11 protein-coding genes and 1 CRISPR repeat array (1 of these 12 running past the window's edge) are annotated in these 18866 nt (G+C 63.0%); of the genes, 4 read left to right on the forward strand and 7 right to left on the reverse strand.

The features are described 5' to 3' along the window. Positions 1–6954: direct repeats of the CRISPR family, unit length 36 nt; unit sequence GTGATCTGCGGCTTCATGCCGCAGCTCCTTTGAAGC; it begins 1385 nt to the left of the window's first position. A gap of 45 nt (positions 6955–6999) precedes the next feature. Then, positions 7000–7413 (forward strand): DUF2721 domain-containing protein, encoded by a 414-nt coding sequence (locus WQQ_RS07315; RefSeq protein WP_007184494.1) that lies wholly within the window; start codon positions 7000–7002, stop codon positions 7411–7413. Here the strand turns inward: WQQ_RS07315 and tnpC are convergent. From tnpC to tnpA, 3 genes are read right to left on the reverse strand one after another with little or no spacing between them, the layout of a single operon-like run. After that, on the reverse strand, positions 7398–8933 hold the full coding sequence (gene tnpC, locus WQQ_RS07320; protein WP_007183254.1) for an IS66 family transposase: 1536 nt from the start codon (positions 8931–8933) through the stop codon (positions 7398–7400). The two genes, WQQ_RS07315 and tnpC, sit on opposite strands and share 16 nt — an antisense overlap. 28 nt (positions 8934–8961) lie before the next feature. Beyond that, positions 8962–9309 carry an IS66 family insertion sequence element accessory protein TnpB gene (gene tnpB, locus WQQ_RS07325; RefSeq protein WP_040452778.1) on the reverse strand — a complete coding sequence of 116 codons (348 nt, stop codon included), beginning with the start codon at positions 9307–9309 and terminating at the stop codon, positions 8962–8964. Next, the gene (gene tnpA, locus WQQ_RS22895; protein WP_083844375.1) at positions 9306–9641 is read right to left on the reverse strand and encodes an IS66-like element accessory protein TnpA; all 336 of its coding nucleotides are present in this window, start codon (positions 9639–9641) and stop codon (positions 9306–9308) included. The genes tnpB and tnpA overlap by 4 nt, the downstream gene beginning before the upstream one ends. A 19-nt stretch (positions 9642–9660) precedes the next feature. Here tnpA and WQQ_RS24265 point away from each other — a divergent pair, with 19 nt between their 5' ends. After that, the gene (locus WQQ_RS24265; protein ID WP_157534543.1) at positions 9661–9894 is read left to right on the forward strand and encodes a DUF2721 domain-containing protein; all 234 of its coding nucleotides are present in this window, start codon (positions 9661–9663) and stop codon (positions 9892–9894) included. Positions 9895–9951: 57 nt separating this feature from the next. Here WQQ_RS24265 and WQQ_RS07335 read toward each other — a convergent pair whose 3' ends face one another. Further along, positions 9952–12267: an NADP-dependent malic enzyme gene (locus WQQ_RS07335; protein WP_040453178.1), complete on the reverse strand. Its 2316-nt coding sequence runs from the start codon at positions 12265–12267 to the stop codon at positions 9952–9954. Between the two features lie 155 nt (positions 12268–12422). Further along, positions 12423–13277 carry an alpha/beta fold hydrolase gene (locus WQQ_RS07340; protein ID WP_007184497.1) on the reverse strand — a complete coding sequence of 285 codons (855 nt, stop codon included), beginning with the start codon at positions 13275–13277 and terminating at the stop codon, positions 12423–12425. Between the two features lie 160 nt (positions 13278–13437). Between WQQ_RS07340 and WQQ_RS07345 the strand changes: the two genes are divergently transcribed. Next, a complete protein-coding gene (locus WQQ_RS07345) occupies positions 13438–14736 on the forward strand; it encodes an MFS transporter (protein WP_007184498.1) in 1299 nt (432 codons plus the stop codon). Between the two features lie 72 nt (positions 14737–14808). Here the strand turns inward: WQQ_RS07345 and WQQ_RS07350 are convergent, their stop codons facing one another. Continuing rightward, a complete protein-coding gene (locus WQQ_RS07350; RefSeq protein ID WP_007184500.1) occupies positions 14809–16095 on the reverse strand; it encodes an NAD(P)/FAD-dependent oxidoreductase in 1287 nt (428 codons plus the stop codon). 237 nt (positions 16096–16332) lie between these two features. Between WQQ_RS07350 and WQQ_RS07355 the strand changes: the two genes are divergently transcribed. After that, on the forward strand, positions 16333–17421 hold the full coding sequence (locus tag WQQ_RS07355; protein ID WP_007184501.1) for an AbrB family transcriptional regulator: 1089 nt from the start codon (positions 16333–16335) through the stop codon (positions 17419–17421). Between the two features lie 21 nt (positions 17422–17442). Here the strand turns inward: WQQ_RS07355 and WQQ_RS07360 are convergent, their stop codons facing one another. Further along, positions 17443–18780: an OmpA family protein gene (locus WQQ_RS07360; protein WP_040453180.1), complete on the reverse strand. Its 1338-nt coding sequence runs from the start codon at positions 18778–18780 to the stop codon at positions 17443–17445. Positions 18781–18866 lie beyond the last annotated feature (86 nt).

The following is an 18866-nucleotide window of genomic DNA, read 5'->3' on the forward strand; positions in this document are numbered from 1 at the left end:
TCTGCGGCTTCATGCCGCAGCTCCTTTGAAGCCTGCGTGCGCAGATCGTCCATGAAGGCGCGCACAGCGTGTGATCTGCGGCTTCATGCCGCAGCTCCTTTGAAGCAAAGCGGTCTGGCATTCAATGATCGAAAAGTAATCGGTGATCTGCGGCTTCATGCCGCAGCTCCTTTGAAGCACGAGCGTCGAGAATTGCTCGCGAGTTGCTTCGTCGGCGTGATCTGCGGCTTCATGCCGCAGCTCCTTTGAAGCACGCGCAAGGCCTTGGGAACATGGGCGTTGGCAAGGTGATCTGCGGCTTCATGCCGCAGCTCCTTTGAAGCGGTGGCGACGGAAGCGGCCGATTCGGCATCGGCATCGCGTGATCTGCGGCTTCATGCCGCAGCTCCTTTGAAGCTGCCAAGCCACGAAATCCCCGATGGATTACATCGTGGTGATCTGCGGCTTCATGCCGCAGCTCCTTTGAAGCTTGCGGTAGCGCTCGGCGCGGCGGCGCATCTTGGCCGCGGTGATCTGCGGCTTCATGCCGCAGCTCCTTTGAAGCAACGCCGACCGCAACAGGCATCCAGGTTTGCGAGCCGTGATCTGCGGCTTCATGCCGCAGCTCCTTTGAAGCGACGATGAGCTGGTCGCCCTTCATGGTGTGCTTGGGTGATCTGCGGCTTCATGCCGCAGCTCCTTTGAAGCAAGAGATCGGCCTATGACCGAGTCACGGTTACCTAGTGATCTGCGGCTTCATGCCGCAGCTCCTTTGAAGCAGCATCAACGGGCTCGGGGGCGTTCCCCCGGTGTCCGTGATCTGCGGCTTCATGCCGCAGCTCCTTTGAAGCAGGCCGTGGCCGAGCGCCTGCGCGGTCGCGAGCTCGGTGATCTGCGGCTTCATGCCGCAGCTCCTTTGAAGCCATCTGCGCGAGCGTGATGCCCGTGTATTCGGCGAACAGGTGATCTGCGGCTTCATGCCGCAGCTCCTTTGAAGCGGTCGAGCAAACGCGGCCGGCGTGAATCGGATCATGTGATCTGCGGCTTCATGCCGCAGCTCCTTTGAAGCGTGGCAGCGCCGTAGCGGCGTTGAATGCCCAGGCCGGTGATCTGCGGCTTCATGCCGCAGCTCCTTTGAAGCGACGTGATCCCGAGATAGCGATCGAGGTCGAACGACGTGATCTGCGGCTTCATGCCGCAGCTCCTTTGAAGCGGGCCACAGGGCCCTGTATACAGGAGGTGTGTGATGGGTGATCTGCGGCTTCATGCCGCAGCTCCTTTGAAGCCATCGTCTCTAACTCAAGGGGGCTGTTGTGTCATCGCGTGATCTGCGGCTTCATGCCGCAGCTCCTTTGAAGCGGCGCATCTTGCATTTGTTTCGTCGTGCGACCGCTTGTGATCTGCGGCTTCATGCCGCAGCTCCTTTGAAGCAAGAGCACGCCGCGCGACGACGCTTCGACGTCGTAGACTGTGATCTGCGGCTTCATGCCGCAGCTCCTTTGAAGCGCCCGCCTGCTCCCATCCGGGCACCATTCCCATCGCTCGTGATCTGCGGCTTCATGCCGCAGCTCCTTTGAAGCATCTATATTCGTGCGGCTACGGCCGCGAGCTATGCGGTGATCTGCGGCTTCATGCCGCAGCTCCTTTGAAGCTGGCCAATTCGCGTACGAAACGGCTAACTTTACGATGTGATCTGCGGCTTCATGCCGCAGCTCCTTTGAAGCAGCCGCCCGGCTTCGGGGTTCCCCTTGTTTACCGCCTGTGATCTGCGGCTTCATGCCGCAGCTCCTTTGAAGCGCGAGCAGGCCCACGCCTTCGCGAGTGGCGCCCTGCGGTGATCTGCGGCTTCATGCCGCAGCTCCTTTGAAGCGCGAACGGCAGATGGATGTCATCGCGATGCGGGAGCCGTGATCTGCGGCTTCATGCCGCAGCTCCTTTGAAGCTAGGGTCCAGCGCGGAAAGCCTTTTGCGGTTGGTGACTGTGATCTGCGGCTTCATGCCGCAGCTCCTTTGAAGCGGTATGAGCAGGCTTCACCCGCCGTAGCAGGCACTCCAGTGATCTGCGGCTTCATGCCGCAGCTCCTTTGAAGCCAGTGGGCACAGGTGCATTTCCTTGCCCTTTGCCGAGTGATCTGCGGCTTCATGCCGCAGCTCCTTTGAAGCGCTCCTGGTTGTTGCTCAATAGGGATTGCCGCCGGCGTGATCTGCGGCTTCATGCCGCAGCTCCTTTGAAGCCGGGGCAAGGTGCGGGGTCTGCGCCTTGCGTATCTGGTGATCTGCGGCTTCATGCCGCAGCTCCTTTGAAGCCAGCTCGGTCATCGACACGCCCCGCCTCACCGGCGCTCGTGATCTGCGGCTTCATGCCGCAGCTCCTTTGAAGCTCCGCCAGCACTGCCATCAGGGTGGTGGTCTTGCCGGTGATCTGCGGCTTCATGCCGCAGCTCCTTTGAAGCGTTCTGGCCTCCTGGGCCTACCCCCAGACTTTCCGGTGATCTGCGGCTTCATGCCGCAGCTCCTTTGAAGCGACCTGGCTGGCGCAGCTGCCGCCCGTCTGCAGGCGCGTGATCTGCGGCTTCATGCCGCAGCTCCTTTGAAGCGGTCTGTACGCCGAGCACGTAGACATTGGCGTAGCGGTGATCTGCGGCTTCATGCCGCAGCTCCTTTGAAGCCAGCGCGACAGCGGCCTGATTCGCTTGATCGGCGAGGTGATCTGCGGCTTCATGCCGCAGCTCCTTTGAAGCGAGCACTCCGGAGGCCGCCAGAACACGGAATAGACCCGTGATCTGCGGCTTCATGCCGCAGCTCCTTTGAAGCAAACCCAGCGCAAAGTGCAGGTCGACCAGCATCGGGTGATCTGCGGCTTCATGCCGCAGCTCCTTTGAAGCGCGTTTCCGGGCTATGGCTTGCTTGGCTACGCGGCCGGTGATCTGCGGCTTCATGCCGCAGCTCCTTTGAAGCATGACGTGGGCTCCGTCACTTTTCGGTGGTAGTCCCGATGTGATCTGCGGCTTCATGCCGCAGCTCCTTTGAAGCTTCTCAGGCAATAACTTCTCCCGCTGTATGCGGGCGGTGATCTGCGGCTTCATGCCGCAGCTCCTTTGAAGCCCGAGCCTGCACCGAAGCGCATTACCGCAATCAGCAGGTGATCTGCGGCTTCATGCCGCAGCTCCTTTGAAGCGCGGTGCCGTCCCAGTACGTCATGCGGCAATAGTTCGGTGATCTGCGGCTTCATGCCGCAGCTCCTTTGAAGCCGCTACACGGGGCCCAAGCAACTTGAGCGCGCGCTAGGTGATCTGCGGCTTCATGCCGCAGCTCCTTTGAAGCACGTGGGCACGGATCGAATCGCGCTGCTTGTCGGTGGTGATCTGCGGCTTCATGCCGCAGCTCCTTTGAAGCTGATCGAGATTCGCTGGCGAGAGGGCATCAAGCGGACCGTGATCTGCGGCTTCATGCCGCAGCTCCTTTGAAGCCGAGATCCGAGCACGGTGGTCGACTACATCGAGCTCGTGATCTGCGGCTTCATGCCGCAGCTCCTTTGAAGCCTGGGCTATGTGATCAAGCCCACGCACACCCGCGTGCGCGTGATCTGCGGCTTCATGCCGCAGCTCCTTTGAAGCGAAACCTGCTGAATTCGCGAGCTCCCGGCGACGCCGAGGTGATCTGCGGCTTCATGCCGCAGCTCCTTTGAAGCTAGGTTGCGTGACGTCACGGCGCAACGCCGCCTCGGTGGTGATCTGCGGCTTCATGCCGCAGCTCCTTTGAAGCCCGAAGATCGCACCGAGCCAGCGCTGCGGATGACGCGGTGATCTGCGGCTTCATGCCGCAGCTCCTTTGAAGCCGTGCGCCTTGTGCAGCGCCATCACGTTCTTGACGAGGTGATCTGCGGCTTCATGCCGCAGCTCCTTTGAAGCGAGCTGCAGCAGGCGATCCGCTGGCTTTCGTATCGCGTGATCTGCGGCTTCATGCCGCAGCTCCTTTGAAGCTTGAGCACATGGATGCGCGCCAGGTCGCGCGTGCGCTGGTGATCTGCGGCTTCATGCCGCAGCTCCTTTGAAGCTTCGACAGACAGATCCGGTGCGCCGGCCTCTTCCTGGTGATCTGCGGCTTCATGCCGCAGCTCCTTTGAAGCAAGGAAGCAAATCAGAAAGGCCCGCACAAGCGGGCCTGTGATCTGCGGCTTCATGCCGCAGCTCCTTTGAAGCCCGGCACGGGTGACTGACGTCGTCCACACAGGCGCCGTGATCTGCGGCTTCATGCCGCAGCTCCTTTGAAGCGTAGATGGCGCGGTAGCGCCCTCCTCCTCGCGCAGAAGTGATCTGCGGCTTCATGCCGCAGCTCCTTTGAAGCTACTCGGCAATGCTGCCTGGCTGGCCCTTGATGCTGGGTGATCTGCGGCTTCATGCCGCAGCTCCTTTGAAGCGAAGATCGTCATTCCACGGCCCGCTCGGAGCATCTTGTGATCTGCGGCTTCATGCCGCAGCTCCTTTGAAGCGAGGCCGCGTAATGGCTAAGGGCATCAATAAAGTCATGTGATCTGCGGCTTCATGCCGCAGCTCCTTTGAAGCCTGTTGTCAGCCTGCGAAAGAAAATCTTGGATTTTTTGTGATCTGCGGCTTCATGCCGCAGCTCCTTTGAAGCGGTCAGGTGATGGACCAGTTTCTGGGTGTATCCGAAGGTGATCTGCGGCTTCATGCCGCAGCTCCTTTGAAGCAGCTCAGAATAAATAGCAAGCCCCATTCCGACAATCGTGATCTGCGGCTTCATGCCGCAGCTCCTTTGAAGCCGCTGCTGGTCGTGTCGACCGTGCTGAGTTCGTTCTGGTGATCTGCGGCTTCATGCCGCAGCTCCTTTGAAGCGGCGATCCGGCTAGCACGAAGTCCGTTGCCAAGGCCAGTGATCTGCGGCTTCATGCCGCAGCTCCTTTGAAGCAAGGACGACGCCACCAAGAACAGCGTAGGCCGTCCCAGGGTGATCTGCGGCTTCATGCCGCAGCTCCTTTGAAGCAAGAGCCACCCGGTGTTCTCGGAAATCGAGTGCATCCGTGATCTGCGGCTTCATGCCGCAGCTCCTTTGAAGCATGTGCTCGTCGGTGAGGCGATGAACCAGGCGGCGGCGGTGATCTGCGGCTTCATGCCGCAGCTCCTTTGAAGCATTGTAACGCGTTACTATTAACCAGCTAAGCCACTCGTGATCTGCGGCTTCATGCCGCAGCTCCTTTGAAGCTGTGGAAGAGGAGTCCGGTCTCATCGATGAGAAAACGAGTGATCTGCGGCTTCATGCCGCAGCTCCTTTGAAGCGATAACAATGAGTTAGCTAGGGAACTGGCGTGTGCTGGTGATCTGCGGCTTCATGCCGCAGCTCCTTTGAAGCCTCAAGGCGCTGATCAAGCAACCGCCCCTCGGTGGCGTGATCTGCGGCTTCATGCCGCAGCTCCTTTGAAGCGATCCTCCAACGAGCATCGTGTCAACTGCAAGGCAGGTGATCTGCGGCTTCATGCCGCAGCTCCTTTGAAGCCATCTAACGAGGCGGTGCTTGGATAAGGGTTACTTGTGATCTGCGGCTTCATGCCGCAGCTCCTTTGAAGCCGGCTGGAGAAATCGAGAAAGACCCGGATTCGGAGGGCGTGATCTGCGGCTTCATGCCGCAGCTCCTTTGAAGCGTATCTGGCGGAGAGCAGCTTATCCGCATCAATGAGGTGATCTGCGGCTTCATGCCGCAGCTCCTTTGAAGCGGCTTGCCACGGGAAGAGGCGGCGCGTGTGTTCGATGAGTGATCTGCGGCTTCATGCCGCAGCTCCTTTGAAGCGAGCGAACCACCGCAGGCATGTTTCGCCATGCCGTAGTGATCTGCGGCTTCATGCCGCAGCTCCTTTGAAGCCGATTCTAGTAGTGGATACGGTATTGCCCACCACTGGTGATCTGCGGCTTCATGCCGCAGCTCCTTTGAAGCGTCGGCACGGCCGGCGCTCGCAGCGCCATCAGCTTGGTGATCTGCGGCTTCATGCCGCAGCTCCTTTGAAGCTGATCCCAGCTGCGAGGACGCTTCTCAGCCTCTACGCGTGATCTGCGGCTTCATGCCGCAGCTCCTTTGAAGCATGCATCTTCCAGCGACGGTACCAAGCGAAGTCCGAGTGATCTGCGGCTTCATGCCGCAGCTCCTTTGAAGCCCGTTTCTGGTTGAACCCGACGAGCTACACACTGCGGTGATCTGCGGCTTCATGCCGCAGCTCCTTTGAAGCCGGAACCACTCCAGTTCCTTCAGTTTGTTCCACTGCTTGTGATCTGCGGCTTCATGCCGCAGCTACTTTGAAGCTTTTGATATCCCAATTCTTGAGAATGCGTTTAAGCACGTGATCTGCGGCTTCATGCCGCAGCTCCTTTGAAGCGTCAAATCACTTTGAGGTTTTGAGGTTCTGTTGACTTGTGATCTGCGGCTTCATGCCGCAGCTCCTTTGAAGCCATTCGCCGCCCTGCTTGCAGAACGCTTCGGCGACGCGCGTGATCTGCGGCTTCATGCCGCAGCTCCTTTGAAGCGACAATTCGCAGCGGCTCGAAGCGTCTCGCACGTTGGTGATCTGCGGCTTCATGCCGCAGCTCCTTTGAAGCGAGTTCGACGGCCCACCGGACATGGCCGAACTTGCGTGTGATCTGCGGCTTCATGCCGCAGCTCCTTTGAAGCACGACCTTGCCCGACGGAGGAATCGCGAAGGGTTCCGTGATCTGCGGCTTCATGCCGCAGCTCCTTTGAAGCGTGAGCACGCTCGCGCAGGCGCAGCGCGCGGTCGGCGGTGATCTGCGGCTTCATGCCGCAGCTCCTTTGAAGCGCGGCCCAGATCGCGAGCGCGCGGTACTGCTCGGTGCCGTTGGTGATCTGCGGCTTCATGCCGCAGCTCCTTTGAAGCGTCTACGTGAGCGAGCCCGACGAAGGTAGCGAGCTGCGGTGATCTGCGGCTTCATGCCGCAGCCCCTCTATCAATATCCCCCCAGCACCGCGCCGTATACTCGCCTTCCGGACCGTTCAATGCACACCAACATGGCGCTAGACCTCGAAACCACCGGCGCAACTTCAGTCGCGATCGCGCATGTCATTCAGCTCGCGGTGGCGCCGGTGTTCCTGCTCACGGGTGTCGCGAGCTTGCTTGGCGTGCTGTCGAACCGGCTCGCGCGCATCGTCGATCGGGCTCGTCGCCTGGAGGCTCAGCTTGGAACGGATGATCCGGTGCATGCGGAGCAGTTGCATCGCATGCTCAGGCAGCAGGCGGGACGCGCGCGGCTGATCAATTGGGCGATCGGCTTGTGCATCGCGACTGCGATTCTGGTGGCGAGCGTGGTGGTGACGCTGTTCGTCAGCAGCCTCGTCGGCATCAATCTGAGCGCGATCGTGGCCACGCTGTTCATCAGTAAGCGTCCAGAGACTACCTATAGCGGGAGCTGAGCGGCGACATTCCAGGGCAGCAGCTCATCAAGCTTGTTGATGGAATGATCTGCGATGCGATCGAGCACATGCCGCAGATAGGCTTCGGGGTTGAGTCCGTTGAGCTTGGCCGTGCCGATCAGGCTGTAGATCGCAGCGGCACGCACGCCGCCGGCATCGGAGCCGCAGAAGAGAAAATTCTTGCGCCCGAGCGCGACGACGCGCAGGGATCGCTCCGCTGCGTTGTTGTCGATTTCCAGATTCCCGTCGTCGCGATAGCGCGTCAGCGCCGGCCAGCGTGAGGTGGCGTAGCGAATCGCCTTGGCGAGTTCGGATTTCGTCGAGAGCGTGCCGACGGTTTGATCGAACCAGCCCTTCAGTTCTTGCAGCAGTGGTCCGGCGCGCGATTGCCGTTGTGCTTTTCGCTCTTGTGCTGGTTTACCGCGAATGTCTTGCTCGACGACATACAAAGCGCCGATGCGATCGAGGGCTTGCTTGGCGATGGGCGAGGCATTGGCCTGGTGGATGTCGAAGAATTTTCTTCGCACGTGCGCCCAGCAGGCGGCTTCCTGGATCTTGCCGCCGCCGTAGAGGTGATGAAAACCGGCGTAACCATCGGCCTGCAGCGTGCCTTCAAAACGGCTCAGGTGCCGCTTCGGATGCTCGCCCTTGCGATCGGGCGTGTAGCGGAAGAGCACCGCTGCGGGAGTCTGGCTGCCAGCCGGGCGATCGTCGCGCACGTAAGTCCACAGCCGTCCGGTCTTGGTTTTCCCATTGCCTGGCGCGAGCACTGGCACCGGCGTGTCGTCCGCATGAATCTTGGTCGCGCTCATCACGTGCGCGGCAATGCGTTCGACCAGCGGGGCGAGTAGCGCCGCGCTGCCGCCGACCCATTCGGCCAGCGTCGAGCGCTCGATCTCGACACCTTCACGGGCGTAAATCTCGCTTTGCCGATACAGCGGCAGGGAGTCGCCGTACTTGCTGACCAGCACATGCGCCAGCAGGCCAGCGCCGGCCAGGCCACGGGCGATCGGCCGTGAAGGTGCCGAGGCCTGGACGATGCGCGAGCAGGCATCACAGGCGCACTTGGGGCGCACGTGCTGAATCACTTTCCAGTGCGCCGGCACGTAATCGAGCATTTCCGAAACATCTTCGCCGATCGGCCGCAGCGCGCCGCCGCAGTCGGGGCACGCCGATGCCGGCGCATGGACGATGGACTCGCGCGGCAGGTGATCGGGCAATGGCTTGCGGGCAGGTTTCTGCCTGGCTTCCGTGGCCGCTGAAACGACCGGTACCGCGTCGGGTGTCTGCAGCTCCTCGATCAGCAATTCGAGCTGCTCGATCTCACGGTCGAGCTTCTCGCTCTTGGCGCCAAACTGCATGCGCTTGAGGCGTGCCAGCTGGATCAGCAGCTTGTCGATCTGGGCATCGCGATGGCGCAGCACGCTGCGCAGCGTCGACAGCTCGGCGGCATGCGACTGCACCAGCGCACGCAGCGCTTCGACGGTATCGGGCAGATCGGATTCGGGCGCATCGAGCATGGCATCTCGATGCAAAAAGCTTGCAGAATCAGGCGGCTTTCGAGGGTTTTGTGGTGCGTTCCGGTCGTCGCCAGTCGATGCCTTCGAGCAGCATCGAGAGCTGGGCTGCGGTCAGATGCACGCGGCCCGACTCCGCCTTCGGCCAGACGAAGCGGCCGCGCTCCAGTCGCTTCGATAGCAGACACAAGCCGTCACCGTCCCACCACAGCAGCTTGAGCTGATCGCCGCGGCGACCGCGAAAGGCGAAGACATGGCCCGAGAACGGATCATCTGCGAGCACCTGCTGCACCCGTGCCGATAAACCATCGAAGCCTTTGCGCATGTCCGTCACGCCGGCCGCGATCCACACCTGTGTGCTGGCTGGCAAACCGATCATCGTGAGCGCAGGCGATCAAGGATCGTCAGCACCATCGCATCGGATGCCGATTCGATGCGTAGGCAGGCACCGTCGGCGAAGGACACGCTCAAAGCGACGCTCGTCGATTGCGGAGTCGGTGCAGCAGGCGGGACGATCGTGACCGGCAGCAACGTCGTCTTGCTCGCCGCGTCCGCCTCGCGCCACCATTTGAAAATTAGATTGTGATTCAGCCCATGGCGCCGGGCGATCGACGAGACCGAACTCTGCTTCTGCCGTGCTTCGGCTACGCACGCCGCCTTGAATTCCGCCGAATAGCTGCGCCGCTTCTTGCCCAAGGATGATGCTTGCATGGTGTCCACTTAATCAATCGTGGACACCATCGGCGCCCAAGGGACGCTTATCTTCTACGCCACAACACTCCCTTCAAGCGGTGAGCCTCGGACGCTTACGTTCATCACGGCGATGCTCGCGTTGATCAGCAGCCTGTTGATCGCGCTGCGTGAAATGTATCTGGCAACGAGCCAGCTGCGAATCGGCCAGCCGGAAGGTTCACCGAAGAAAAAGCCGGTGCTGCTTTCGTCGGACAAGACAGCCCAAAGCTGATCCGCAAAACACATCGGCCGCATTGAGCGGCCGATGTACGCACCGCTTTACCTCAAGTCACTTCGCCTTCGCGTTGGCCTCGGCCACCGTCAGCGCCGTCATGTTGACGATGCGGCGCACCGTCGTGCTCGGCGTGAGAATGTGCACGGGCGCGGCGCAACCGAGCAGGATCGGGCCGATCGCGACGTTGTTGCCGGCCGCGGTCTTGAGCAGGTTGTAGGCGATGTTGGCGGCGTCGATGTTCGGCATCACGAGCAGGTTCGCCGGACCCGACAGCGTGGTCTCGGGCAGGATGCGGCGACGCAGCGCTTCGTCGAGCGCGCAGTCGCCATGCATTTCGCCGTCGACTTCGAGATCGGGCGCCTGTTCGCGCAGCAGCGCAAGCGTCTTGCGCATCTTCTGCGCCGACGGCGAGTCGTAGCTGCCGAAATTGCTGTGCGAAAGCAGCGCAATCTTGGGCTCGATGCCGAAACGCGCGACCGCTTCGGCCGCCATCTGCGCGATTTCGGACAGCTGCTCGGCGGTCGGCTCGATGTTGACGTGAGTGTCGACGATGAACACCTGCCGATCGGGCAGGATCAGCGCGTTCATCGCGGCGAAGATGCTGCGGCCTTCGGCTTTGCCGATCACGCGATCGACGTACTGCAGATGACGCGCGGTGGTGCTGATGGTGCCGCAGATCATGCCGTCGGCTTCACCCTTGCGCAGCAGCATCGAGGCGATCAGCGTGCTGCGGCGGCGCATTTCGAGCTTGGCGTACTGGGCGGTGATGCCGCGGCGCGCCATGATGTGGTGATATTCGGACCAGTATTCGCGATAGCGATCGTCGTGCTCGGGGTTGACGATGTCGAAGTGCACGCCGGGCTTGATGCGCAAACCGTAGCGCTGCACGCGCTCTTCGATCACGGCCGGACGACCGACCAGAATCGGCTTGACGATCTTCTCGTCCACCAGAATCTGCACGGCGCGCAACACGCGCTCTTCTTCGCCTTCGGCGTAGACGATGCGGCTGCGTTCCGGCGGCGCCTGGCGCGCGGCCTGGAATACCGGCTTCATGATCGTGCCGGACTGATACACGAACTGCTGCAGCTGCTGGCGATACGCGTCGAAATCGGCGATCGGGCGAGCCGCGACGCCCGATTCCATCGCCGCCTTCGCAACCGCCGGCGCGATCTGCACGATCAGGCGCGGATCGAAGGGCTTCGGAATGATGTATTCGGGGCCGAACGACAGGTTCTCGATGCCGTAAGCCGCCGCGACGACATCGCTCTGTTCCTGGCGCGCGAGTTCGGCGATCGCATGCACGACCGCGATCTCCATCTCGCGCGTGATCGTCGTCGCGCCCGCATCGAGCGCACCGCGAAAGATGAAGGGAAAACACAGGACGTTGTTGACCTGGTTCGGATAGTCGGTACGGCCAGTCGCGATGATCGCGTCGCTGCGCACGGACTTGACGTCTTCCGGCAGGATTTCAGGATTCGGGTTGGCGAGCGCGAAGATCAGCGGATTCGGCGCCATCTTTTCGACCATCGGCGGCTTGAGCACGCCACCGGCCGACAGGCCGAGGAACATGTCGGCGCCCTCGATCACCTCGGCGAGCGTGCGCTGGTCGGTGGGCTGGGCGAAGCGCGACTTGTCCGGATCCATCAGTTCGACGCGGCCTTGATAGACCACGCCGGCCAGGTCGGTGAGCCAGATGTTTTCGATCGGCAGGCCGAGGTCGACGAGCAGGTCGACGCAGGCGAGCGCCGCGGCGCCCGCGCCGCTGACGACGAGCTTGATCTGCTTGATGTCCTTGCCGACGACCTTGAGCCCGTTGAGCGTGGCCGCGCCGACGATGATCGCGGTGCCGTGCTGGTCATCGTGAAACACCGGAATCTTCATGCGCGAACGCAGCTTGCGTTCGATGTCGAAGCATTCAGGCGCCTTGATGTCTTCGAGGTTGATGCCGCCGAAGGTCGGCTCCAGCGCCGCGATCACTTCGACGAGCTTGTCCGGGTCGAGCTCATTGACTTCGATGTCGAACACATCGATGCCCGCGAACTTCTTGAACAGCACCGCCTTGCCCTCCATCACCGGCTTGGCCGCGAGCGGGCCGATGTTGCCGAGGCCGAGCACCGCGGTGCCGTTGGTGATCACGGCCACCAGGTTACCGCGCGCGGTGTAGCGGAACGCGTTGACCGGATCGGTGACGATCTCTTCGCAAGCCGCGGCCACACCCGGCGAATACGCCAGTGCGAGATCGCGCTGGTTGGTGAGCTGCTTGGTGGCGGTGACCGAGAGTTTTCCGGGCGTCGGGAACTCGTGGTAGTACAGCGCGGCCTCTCTGAGGCTTTCGCGCACCTTGCTGGGGACGGGGGCTTCCTGGCTCATGTTCGAATTGTCTTTGCGCCCGGGAGGGCGGATCAATAACCACAAATCATTATAGGGACGCCGTTCTGCCACCCATCCTCATGGGAGCGAGCGGGCCGGAAGGGATACCACGAAGCCTCGCCCGGGGGCCAAGCGTCTTTATCGATGAAGGCCGATCAGGTTTTCGATGCGTCCCGCAAGAACGCCGTCAATTCGCGATTGAAGCGCTGCGCGTGGGTGATGGTCATGCCGTGCGAGGCGCCCGTCATCGTGAGCCGGCGCGCATTCGGCATCCACTCGCCGAGCAGCTCGGCGTTGTGCCGGTACGGCGTCGGGCTGCGCTCACCGTCGACGATCAGCGCCGGGCAGGCGATGCCCGCGGCCTCGCTCTCGATATAGAACGGCAGCGGATCGTTCATCTGCGGCGCGAGCGTCTGCGCGTTGTCGCGCGCCATGTCCTGGAAGAAGGCGTTGCTGCGATCCCAGAAGCCGGGGCGGCTCACCGAATCGACGAAGATCTTGAGCCCTTCGTCGACATGGCCTTCTTCGATCAGCGACACCGCCTTCTCACGCAGCAGGACGGTTTCGAGGGGCATCGTGCCATCGGACCCCGCGTCCTTTGCCGGGCCGCCCGGATCGACCAGCGTGAGGCTGTCGATGAGCTGCGGATGCGCGAGCGCGAGCTGGTAGGCCACGCAGGCTCCACGCGAATGACCGACCAGATGCAGTCTCGGGCTCTGCAGCTTGGCGAGGAACTGCGCGAGCTGATCGCGATGATCGGCCCAGCTGAACGGCCGGCCGATCGACGACGGCAGGCGCGGAAAGAAGTGACGCAGGCTCGGGGCGACGACCCAATGCGATTCGGCCATGCCCGACAGCTGCGGCAGCCAGTAGCGCCAGTCGCACATCGAGCCATGCACGAACACCACGGCATCGCCCTCTCCGGCATCGACGTAGGCGATGCCCTGCAAGGGCTCCAACAATTTGACCTTGGCCTTATGCAGCTGTGGGGTCTGCGGCTGCGTGGTCATCTGAACTCTCTCATGCGGGGCGCGCTGGCGGCGATGCGCCGCGATTCTAGTGCAGCCCGGGGCCACTCGCCTGTCGCCGAGCTGTCAGGCGGCGGGCGTGCGCTTGCGGCGAGCCCCGATCACCCCGATGCTCAAGCCAATACCAGGATCGGGAGGACCCATGACAGGCGAAGCGCGCGCGACGGTCACCGCGGACCACGGCACCGCCTGGAGGCTGCGCTCGATCTTCAGCGGCTCGGTCGGCAATCTCGTCGAGTGGTACGACTGGTACGCGTACTCCGCGTTCTCGCTGTATTTCGCCAAGGTGTTCTTCCCTAGCGGCGATCCCACCGCCCAGTTGCTCAAGACCTCCGTGATCTTCGCGGTGGGCTTTCTGATGCGCCCGATCGGCGGCTGGCTCATGGGCCTCTACGCGGACAAGCACGGACGCCGTGCCGCGCTGCTGCTGTCGGTGCTGCTGATGTGCGCAGGGTCGCTGGTGATCGCGCTGACGCCCGGCTACGCGAGCATCGGCATCGCCGCGCCGGTTCTGCTCGTGCTGGCCCGGCTGCTGCAGGGGCTTTCGGTCGGCGGCGAATACGGCACTTCGGCCACGTACCTGAGCGAGGTGGCGACACGCGAGCATCGCGGCTTCTGGTCGAGCTTTCAGTACGTCACCTTGATCGGCGGGCAGCTGCTCGCGCTCGGGGTTCTGATCCTGCTGCAGCAGGTATTTCTGACCACCGAGCAGCTCGAAGCCTGGGGCTGGCGCATTCCGTTTCTGATCGGTGCGCTCGCGGCCGTCACCGCACTGTGGCTGCGACGCGGCATGGAAGAGACCGAATCGTTCGCGCACAAGCGCAGCACCGACGTGAGCCCCATGCAGCGATTGCTGCAGCATCCGCGTCAGTTGCTGACGGTCGTCGGGTTGACGATGGGCGGCACGCTCGCGTTCTACACGTACACCACGTACATGCAGAAATACCTCGCCAACAGCGTCGGCATGAGCAACAACGATGCGACGCTGATCTCGGGCGCCACGCTGTTCCTGTTCGCCTTGCTGCAACCGCTCATGGGCGCGCTGTCGGATCGCATTGGCCGGCGTCCGGTGCTGCTGAGCTTCGGCGTGCTCGGCACGCTGCTCACGGTACCGATCCTGAGCGCCCTGCGCGAAGCCCAGTCGGCCACCGAAGCCTTCTGGCTGATCATGGCTGCGCTCGTGATCGTCAGCGGTTACACCTCGATCAATGCGGTCGTGAAGGCCGAACTGTTCCCCACCGAAATTCGCGCCCTCGGCGTGGGCTTGCCTTACGCGCTCACCGTTTCCTTGTTCGGCGGCACCGCCGAAGCCATCGCGCTCTGGTTCAAGGACATCGGCCACGAAAGCGGCTTCTACTGGTACGTGACCGGCTGCATCGCGATCTCGCTGATCGTCTACGCGACGATGCCCGATACGCGCTGGAAATCGAGTATCGATTGAAGCCGGGAGACGAGAGACGGGGAACGGGAGACGTAAAAGCGAAGCCGCTTCTAGCGTCTCCCGGTCTCCGTCTTACGGCTGCTTCCGCTCGCCTTCCGTAATCAGCCGCGCGCTGCGCCCATCGGTCACGAACGACCAGATCCAGTCCAGCGACACCGTGATGCGGTTGCGGAAGTCGATCAGGAAGAACACGTGGATCAGGCCCCAGAACAGCCAGGCCGGCAGGCCGCTGAGCTTGAGCCAGCCCAGGTCCACCACCGCTTCGCCGCGGCCGACGGTGGCGAGATTGCCCTGGTCTACGTACGCAAACGGCGGCGGCGCGCTCTGGCCGCGAACCTGGCGCGAGATCAGCCCGGCCACGTAGCGGCCCTGCTGCTTGGCGGCCGGGGCGACGCCCGGGACCGGCTTGCCTCCGGCCATGTTGACCGCGGCCGCGTCGCCGATCACGTAGACGCCCGGCAGGCCCGGCACCGACAGGTCCGGGTTCACCTTGACGCGACCGGCGCGATCGAGCGCCACGTTCGCGCCGAGCCAGCTGCCGACCGGCGAGGCGCGCACCCCCGCAGCCCAGACGATGGTCCGGCAATCGATGCGCTCGGCCCCGACCTGCACCGAGGTCTGCGTGCAATCGGTCACCGCGGTGTTGACGCGCACCGTCACGCCGAGCCGTTCGAGGCCCTGCTGGGCCTTGGCCGACAGCGAAGCCGGCATCGCCGCGAGGATGCGTGGACCGGCTTCGATCAGGATCACGCGGGCAATGCGCGTGTCGATGCGGCGGAATTCGTGCACCAGCGTGCGATGCGCGAGTTCGGCGATCGCCCCGGCCATTTCGACGCCGGTGGGGCCGCCGCCGACCACGCAGAAGGTCAGCAGCGCCTGGCGCTCGGCGGCGTCCTCGCTGAGCTCGGCCTGCTCGAAGGCATTCAGGATGCGGCGGCGCAGCGCGGTGGCATCGTCGAGCGACTTGAGCCCCGGCGCGGCCTCCTGCCAGTGATCGTGGCCGAAGTAGGCGTGAGAGGCGCCGGTGGCGAGGATCAGGTCGTCGTAGGCGATCGGGCCGCTGCGCGTGAGCACCTGGCGGGCCGTCGTGTCGATGCCGGTGACTTCGTCGAGCACCACGTCGACGTTCCGCTGGCGTTTGAGGATCGCGCGGATCGGCTGGGCGATCTGCGCGGGCGACAGCGCGGCGGTGGCGACCTGGTACAGCAGCGGTTGGAACAGGTGATGGTTGCGACGATCGACCAGGGTCAGGTCGACCTCGGCCTTGCGCAACGCGGCCACGGCCTTGAGGCCGCCGAACCCACCGCCGACCACCACCACGCGGCGCCGCGACTGCTTCTTTTCCGCAACACTGCTCATGACACTGCTCATGACATCTGATCCGGTTGTGCAACATCGATGACAGGCGATGAAGCCAGATGCGACCGTAACGCGACCTGTCCGCAGTCGAAGGACCGCCGCATTAGCAAGGCCTCTGCCAGCCGCGAGCCGGCGGCGCGATGGGCGCGGAGAATACCGAAGCCTTCCGCCATTGGCCCTCGCGATGCGGCCGATCGGCGCGGCAAATCCGCCAGGCCGGGGCGACAATGCGCGCCGATGTCCTCCTCTTGCGCTGCACCCGAACCCGACGCCGCCTGGCGCATCCTCACGACCCTGCTCGTGGGCCTGGCCGCGGGCGGGCTGTTCACGCTGCTGCATTCGCCGCTGCCGTGGATGCTCGGCCCGCTGCTGGTCACCGCCACGCTCAACGTCGGTTTCGATCGCCGGCTCGGCCTGCCGATGCCGCTGCGCAGCGCCGGCCAATGGGCGATCGGCACCGCGGTCGGGCTCTATTTCAGCCTCGAGGTGCTGCGCGAGTTGCTGCACCTGTGGCCCTGGCTGCTGATCGCGGTGGCGTTCTCGCTCGCGATCAGCGCGGCGGGCGGCGCGCTGTTGAGCCGCCTGAGCGGGGTCGACCGGGCCACCGGCTTCTTTTCGGTCGCCATCGGCGGCGCGGTCGAAATGACCAACCAGGCCGAGCGCTCGGGCGCACGCGTCGATCGCGTGGCCGCCGCGCAGTCGCTGCGCGTGGTGATCGTGGTCGTCGGCCTGCCCTATGTGTTCTTCATGTCGGGCGCGCACGGCAGCGATCCGGATACCCACCTGCTGGGCGCCGCTGCGCTGGGCGTCGATGCCGGCCGGCTGCTGCTGATGCTTGCCGCCACCGTTCCGTCCGGCCTGCTGCTGCAAGCCCTGCGCGTGCCCAACGCCTGGACGCTCGGCCCGCTCGCCGCCGTCGCGGCGATGGCGGTCGCCGGCGTGCCGCTGTCGGCGCTGCCGCCCGTCGTCGTCGGGGCCGGACAGCTGCTGCTCGGCTGCGCGCTCGGCGGTCGCTTCTCGCCCGATTTTCTGCGCGCCGCTCCACGCTTCATGGCCTGCGTCAGCGTCACGAGCCTGCTCATCGTCGCCGTCTGCGCCTTGTTCGCGGGCCTGGTGGCATCGGCCACCGGAGCCTCCTGGCCGACGATGATCCTGGCCACGGCGCCCGGCGGCATCGCCGAAATGAGCCTCACCGCGAAGCTGCTGCACCTGGGCGTGCCGGTGGTCGCGGCGTTCCAGCTCGTGCGTCTGATCGCGCTCGTGCTGCTGGCCGGGCCGGCTTATCGGCTATATGGCCGCAGAATTCAAGCGCGAGGCGGGCCATGACAGAAGCCGTCACTCTGTTGCTCATGGCCGCGTCACGTTCAGCCTGATTTCGACACGCCGATCAGGCGCCAGGCATTCGTTGAGCGCTTCCCCAGCCAATGTCATGCCGCAGTGGGTTCGCGATTCCAGCGCGCCCATGCCTTCGACCGCGATCTTGTCGCCTGAGACTCCCTGGAACAAAGGGGCCAGCGCATCTCGGACTGCTTGAGCGCGTGCGTGCGAAAGCTTCCGATTTCCGCCTTCCGTCCGAACCAGCTGCCGATCTGCGTAGCCGACCACTTCTGCCGACTCGATGCGCCAGCCGAATTTCTCGATCTGCTGTTCGATGTCTCGTCGCTGGCGATCGACTTCGGACCGCCCCGAGGTGCTGATCTCCGCTTTGTTTCGATCAAACAGCAAGTCCGTTTTGATGTTGCGGCAAGTCTGAATCTGCTGGTGCGCTTTACTCCACGAGATAACTTTTGTGCCGGCTCGCGCGAGTTCCAGCCGGGCGCCCGGAATCTCGACGATCTTGCCGTCTTTTTGTCGCCCCAAATCGACCAGTTCGATGAAACTGCGCTCTCCTAGGCCATGCCACCAGACACGTACGCCATGAACAAAGTACGCATTCGAGTCGCTGACGCCGCATCCCTGAATGGGCAGTCCCATCTGCGAAGCAACGCTCTCGATGATCCGGAAATTATCTTCATCGACGAGGAGCGAAGCACTGCTGACGCGAATGCTCAGCAGGCTCATCGCGTGAGACATCAGGCGCAATACCGGCGTCGCCCCAACGATCGCAGGGGTAAGCAGAGCCACAGCGATCATAACCGCCTGCACTTGCCTACGCCTCTTCTGCACCCCGGCCGGTAATCCTTCATCTTCTATGCTGTTTTTGCTGGCCTTCACCTCAAGCATCAGGGCCCCGCACACACAGAATCCACTGACTAGCGGAGGAAGCGTTGCCTCTATGACCAGCCACAGAAAATCCCAGGTGCACTGCCAGGTGCAGACCACCATCAATATCCAGAAACCGCCGACCGCGCCAGCCATCCAGATCATCACCCGGCGGTCATCTTTATTGCAGCCCAGCTTGTGCGAAAGTGCTCCCGCCATGACCGCCCATCCCGTCCACAGCCAAACCACGTAACCTGATCCGAAGCCGAACGCTACGAAAAGAAATAGCAGACCGTCACCTAGCGTCAGCCCTGTAGGAAAGAAGTGCGCGTCAAATGCGCAATAGCAGTACGTGGAGATAACGCCCACGGCAACAGCAAACTGGAGCGCGAAGTGGCTCAGCTTCATTGCCGTTTCGATTCGCTTGTCTAGCGTCTCCCGTGAGCTCTTGGCATCATCTTCCATCACCACTTGGTTCGACATTCTCAGCCCCCTCTGACATATGAAGAGCCGAGCTTAGCGACGAATGCTTCGGGCAAACGTGACTGCGTTTACGCTTCCGATCCGAG

The sequence above is a fragment of the Hydrocarboniphaga effusa AP103 genome, assembly GCF_000271305.1.
GTDB lineage: Bacteria > Pseudomonadota > Gammaproteobacteria > Nevskiales > Nevskiaceae > Hydrocarboniphaga > Hydrocarboniphaga effusa.

Coding starts and splice junctions, on each gene's coding strand:
- WQQ_RS07315 (WP_007184494.1), top strand. CDS start 7,000: ATGCACACCAACATGGCGCTAGACCTCGAAACCACCGGCGCAACTTCA.
- tnpC (WP_007183254.1), bottom strand. CDS start 8,933: ATGCTCGATGCGCCCGAATCCGATCTGCCCGATACCGTCGAAGCGCTG.
- tnpB (WP_040452778.1), bottom strand. CDS start 9,309: ATGATCGGTTTGCCAGCCAGCACACAGGTGTGGATCGCGGCCGGCGTG.
- tnpA (WP_083844375.1), bottom strand. CDS start 9,641: ATGCAAGCATCATCCTTGGGCAAGAAGCGGCGCAGCTATTCGGCGGAA.
- WQQ_RS07335 (WP_040453178.1), bottom strand. CDS start 12,267: ATGAGCCAGGAAGCCCCCGTCCCCAGCAAGGTGCGCGAAAGCCTCAGA.
- WQQ_RS07340 (WP_007184497.1), bottom strand. CDS start 13,277: ATGACCACGCAGCCGCAGACCCCACAGCTGCATAAGGCCAAGGTCAAA.
- WQQ_RS07345 (WP_007184498.1), top strand. CDS start 13,438: ATGACAGGCGAAGCGCGCGCGACGGTCACCGCGGACCACGGCACCGCC.
- WQQ_RS07350 (WP_007184500.1), bottom strand. CDS start 16,095: ATGAGCAGTGTTGCGGAAAAGAAGCAGTCGCGGCGCCGCGTGGTGGTG.
- WQQ_RS07355 (WP_007184501.1), top strand. CDS start 16,333: ATGTCCTCCTCTTGCGCTGCACCCGAACCCGACGCCGCCTGGCGCATC.
- WQQ_RS07360 (WP_040453180.1), bottom strand. CDS start 18,780: ATGTCGAACCAAGTGGTGATGGAAGATGATGCCAAGAGCTCACGGGAG.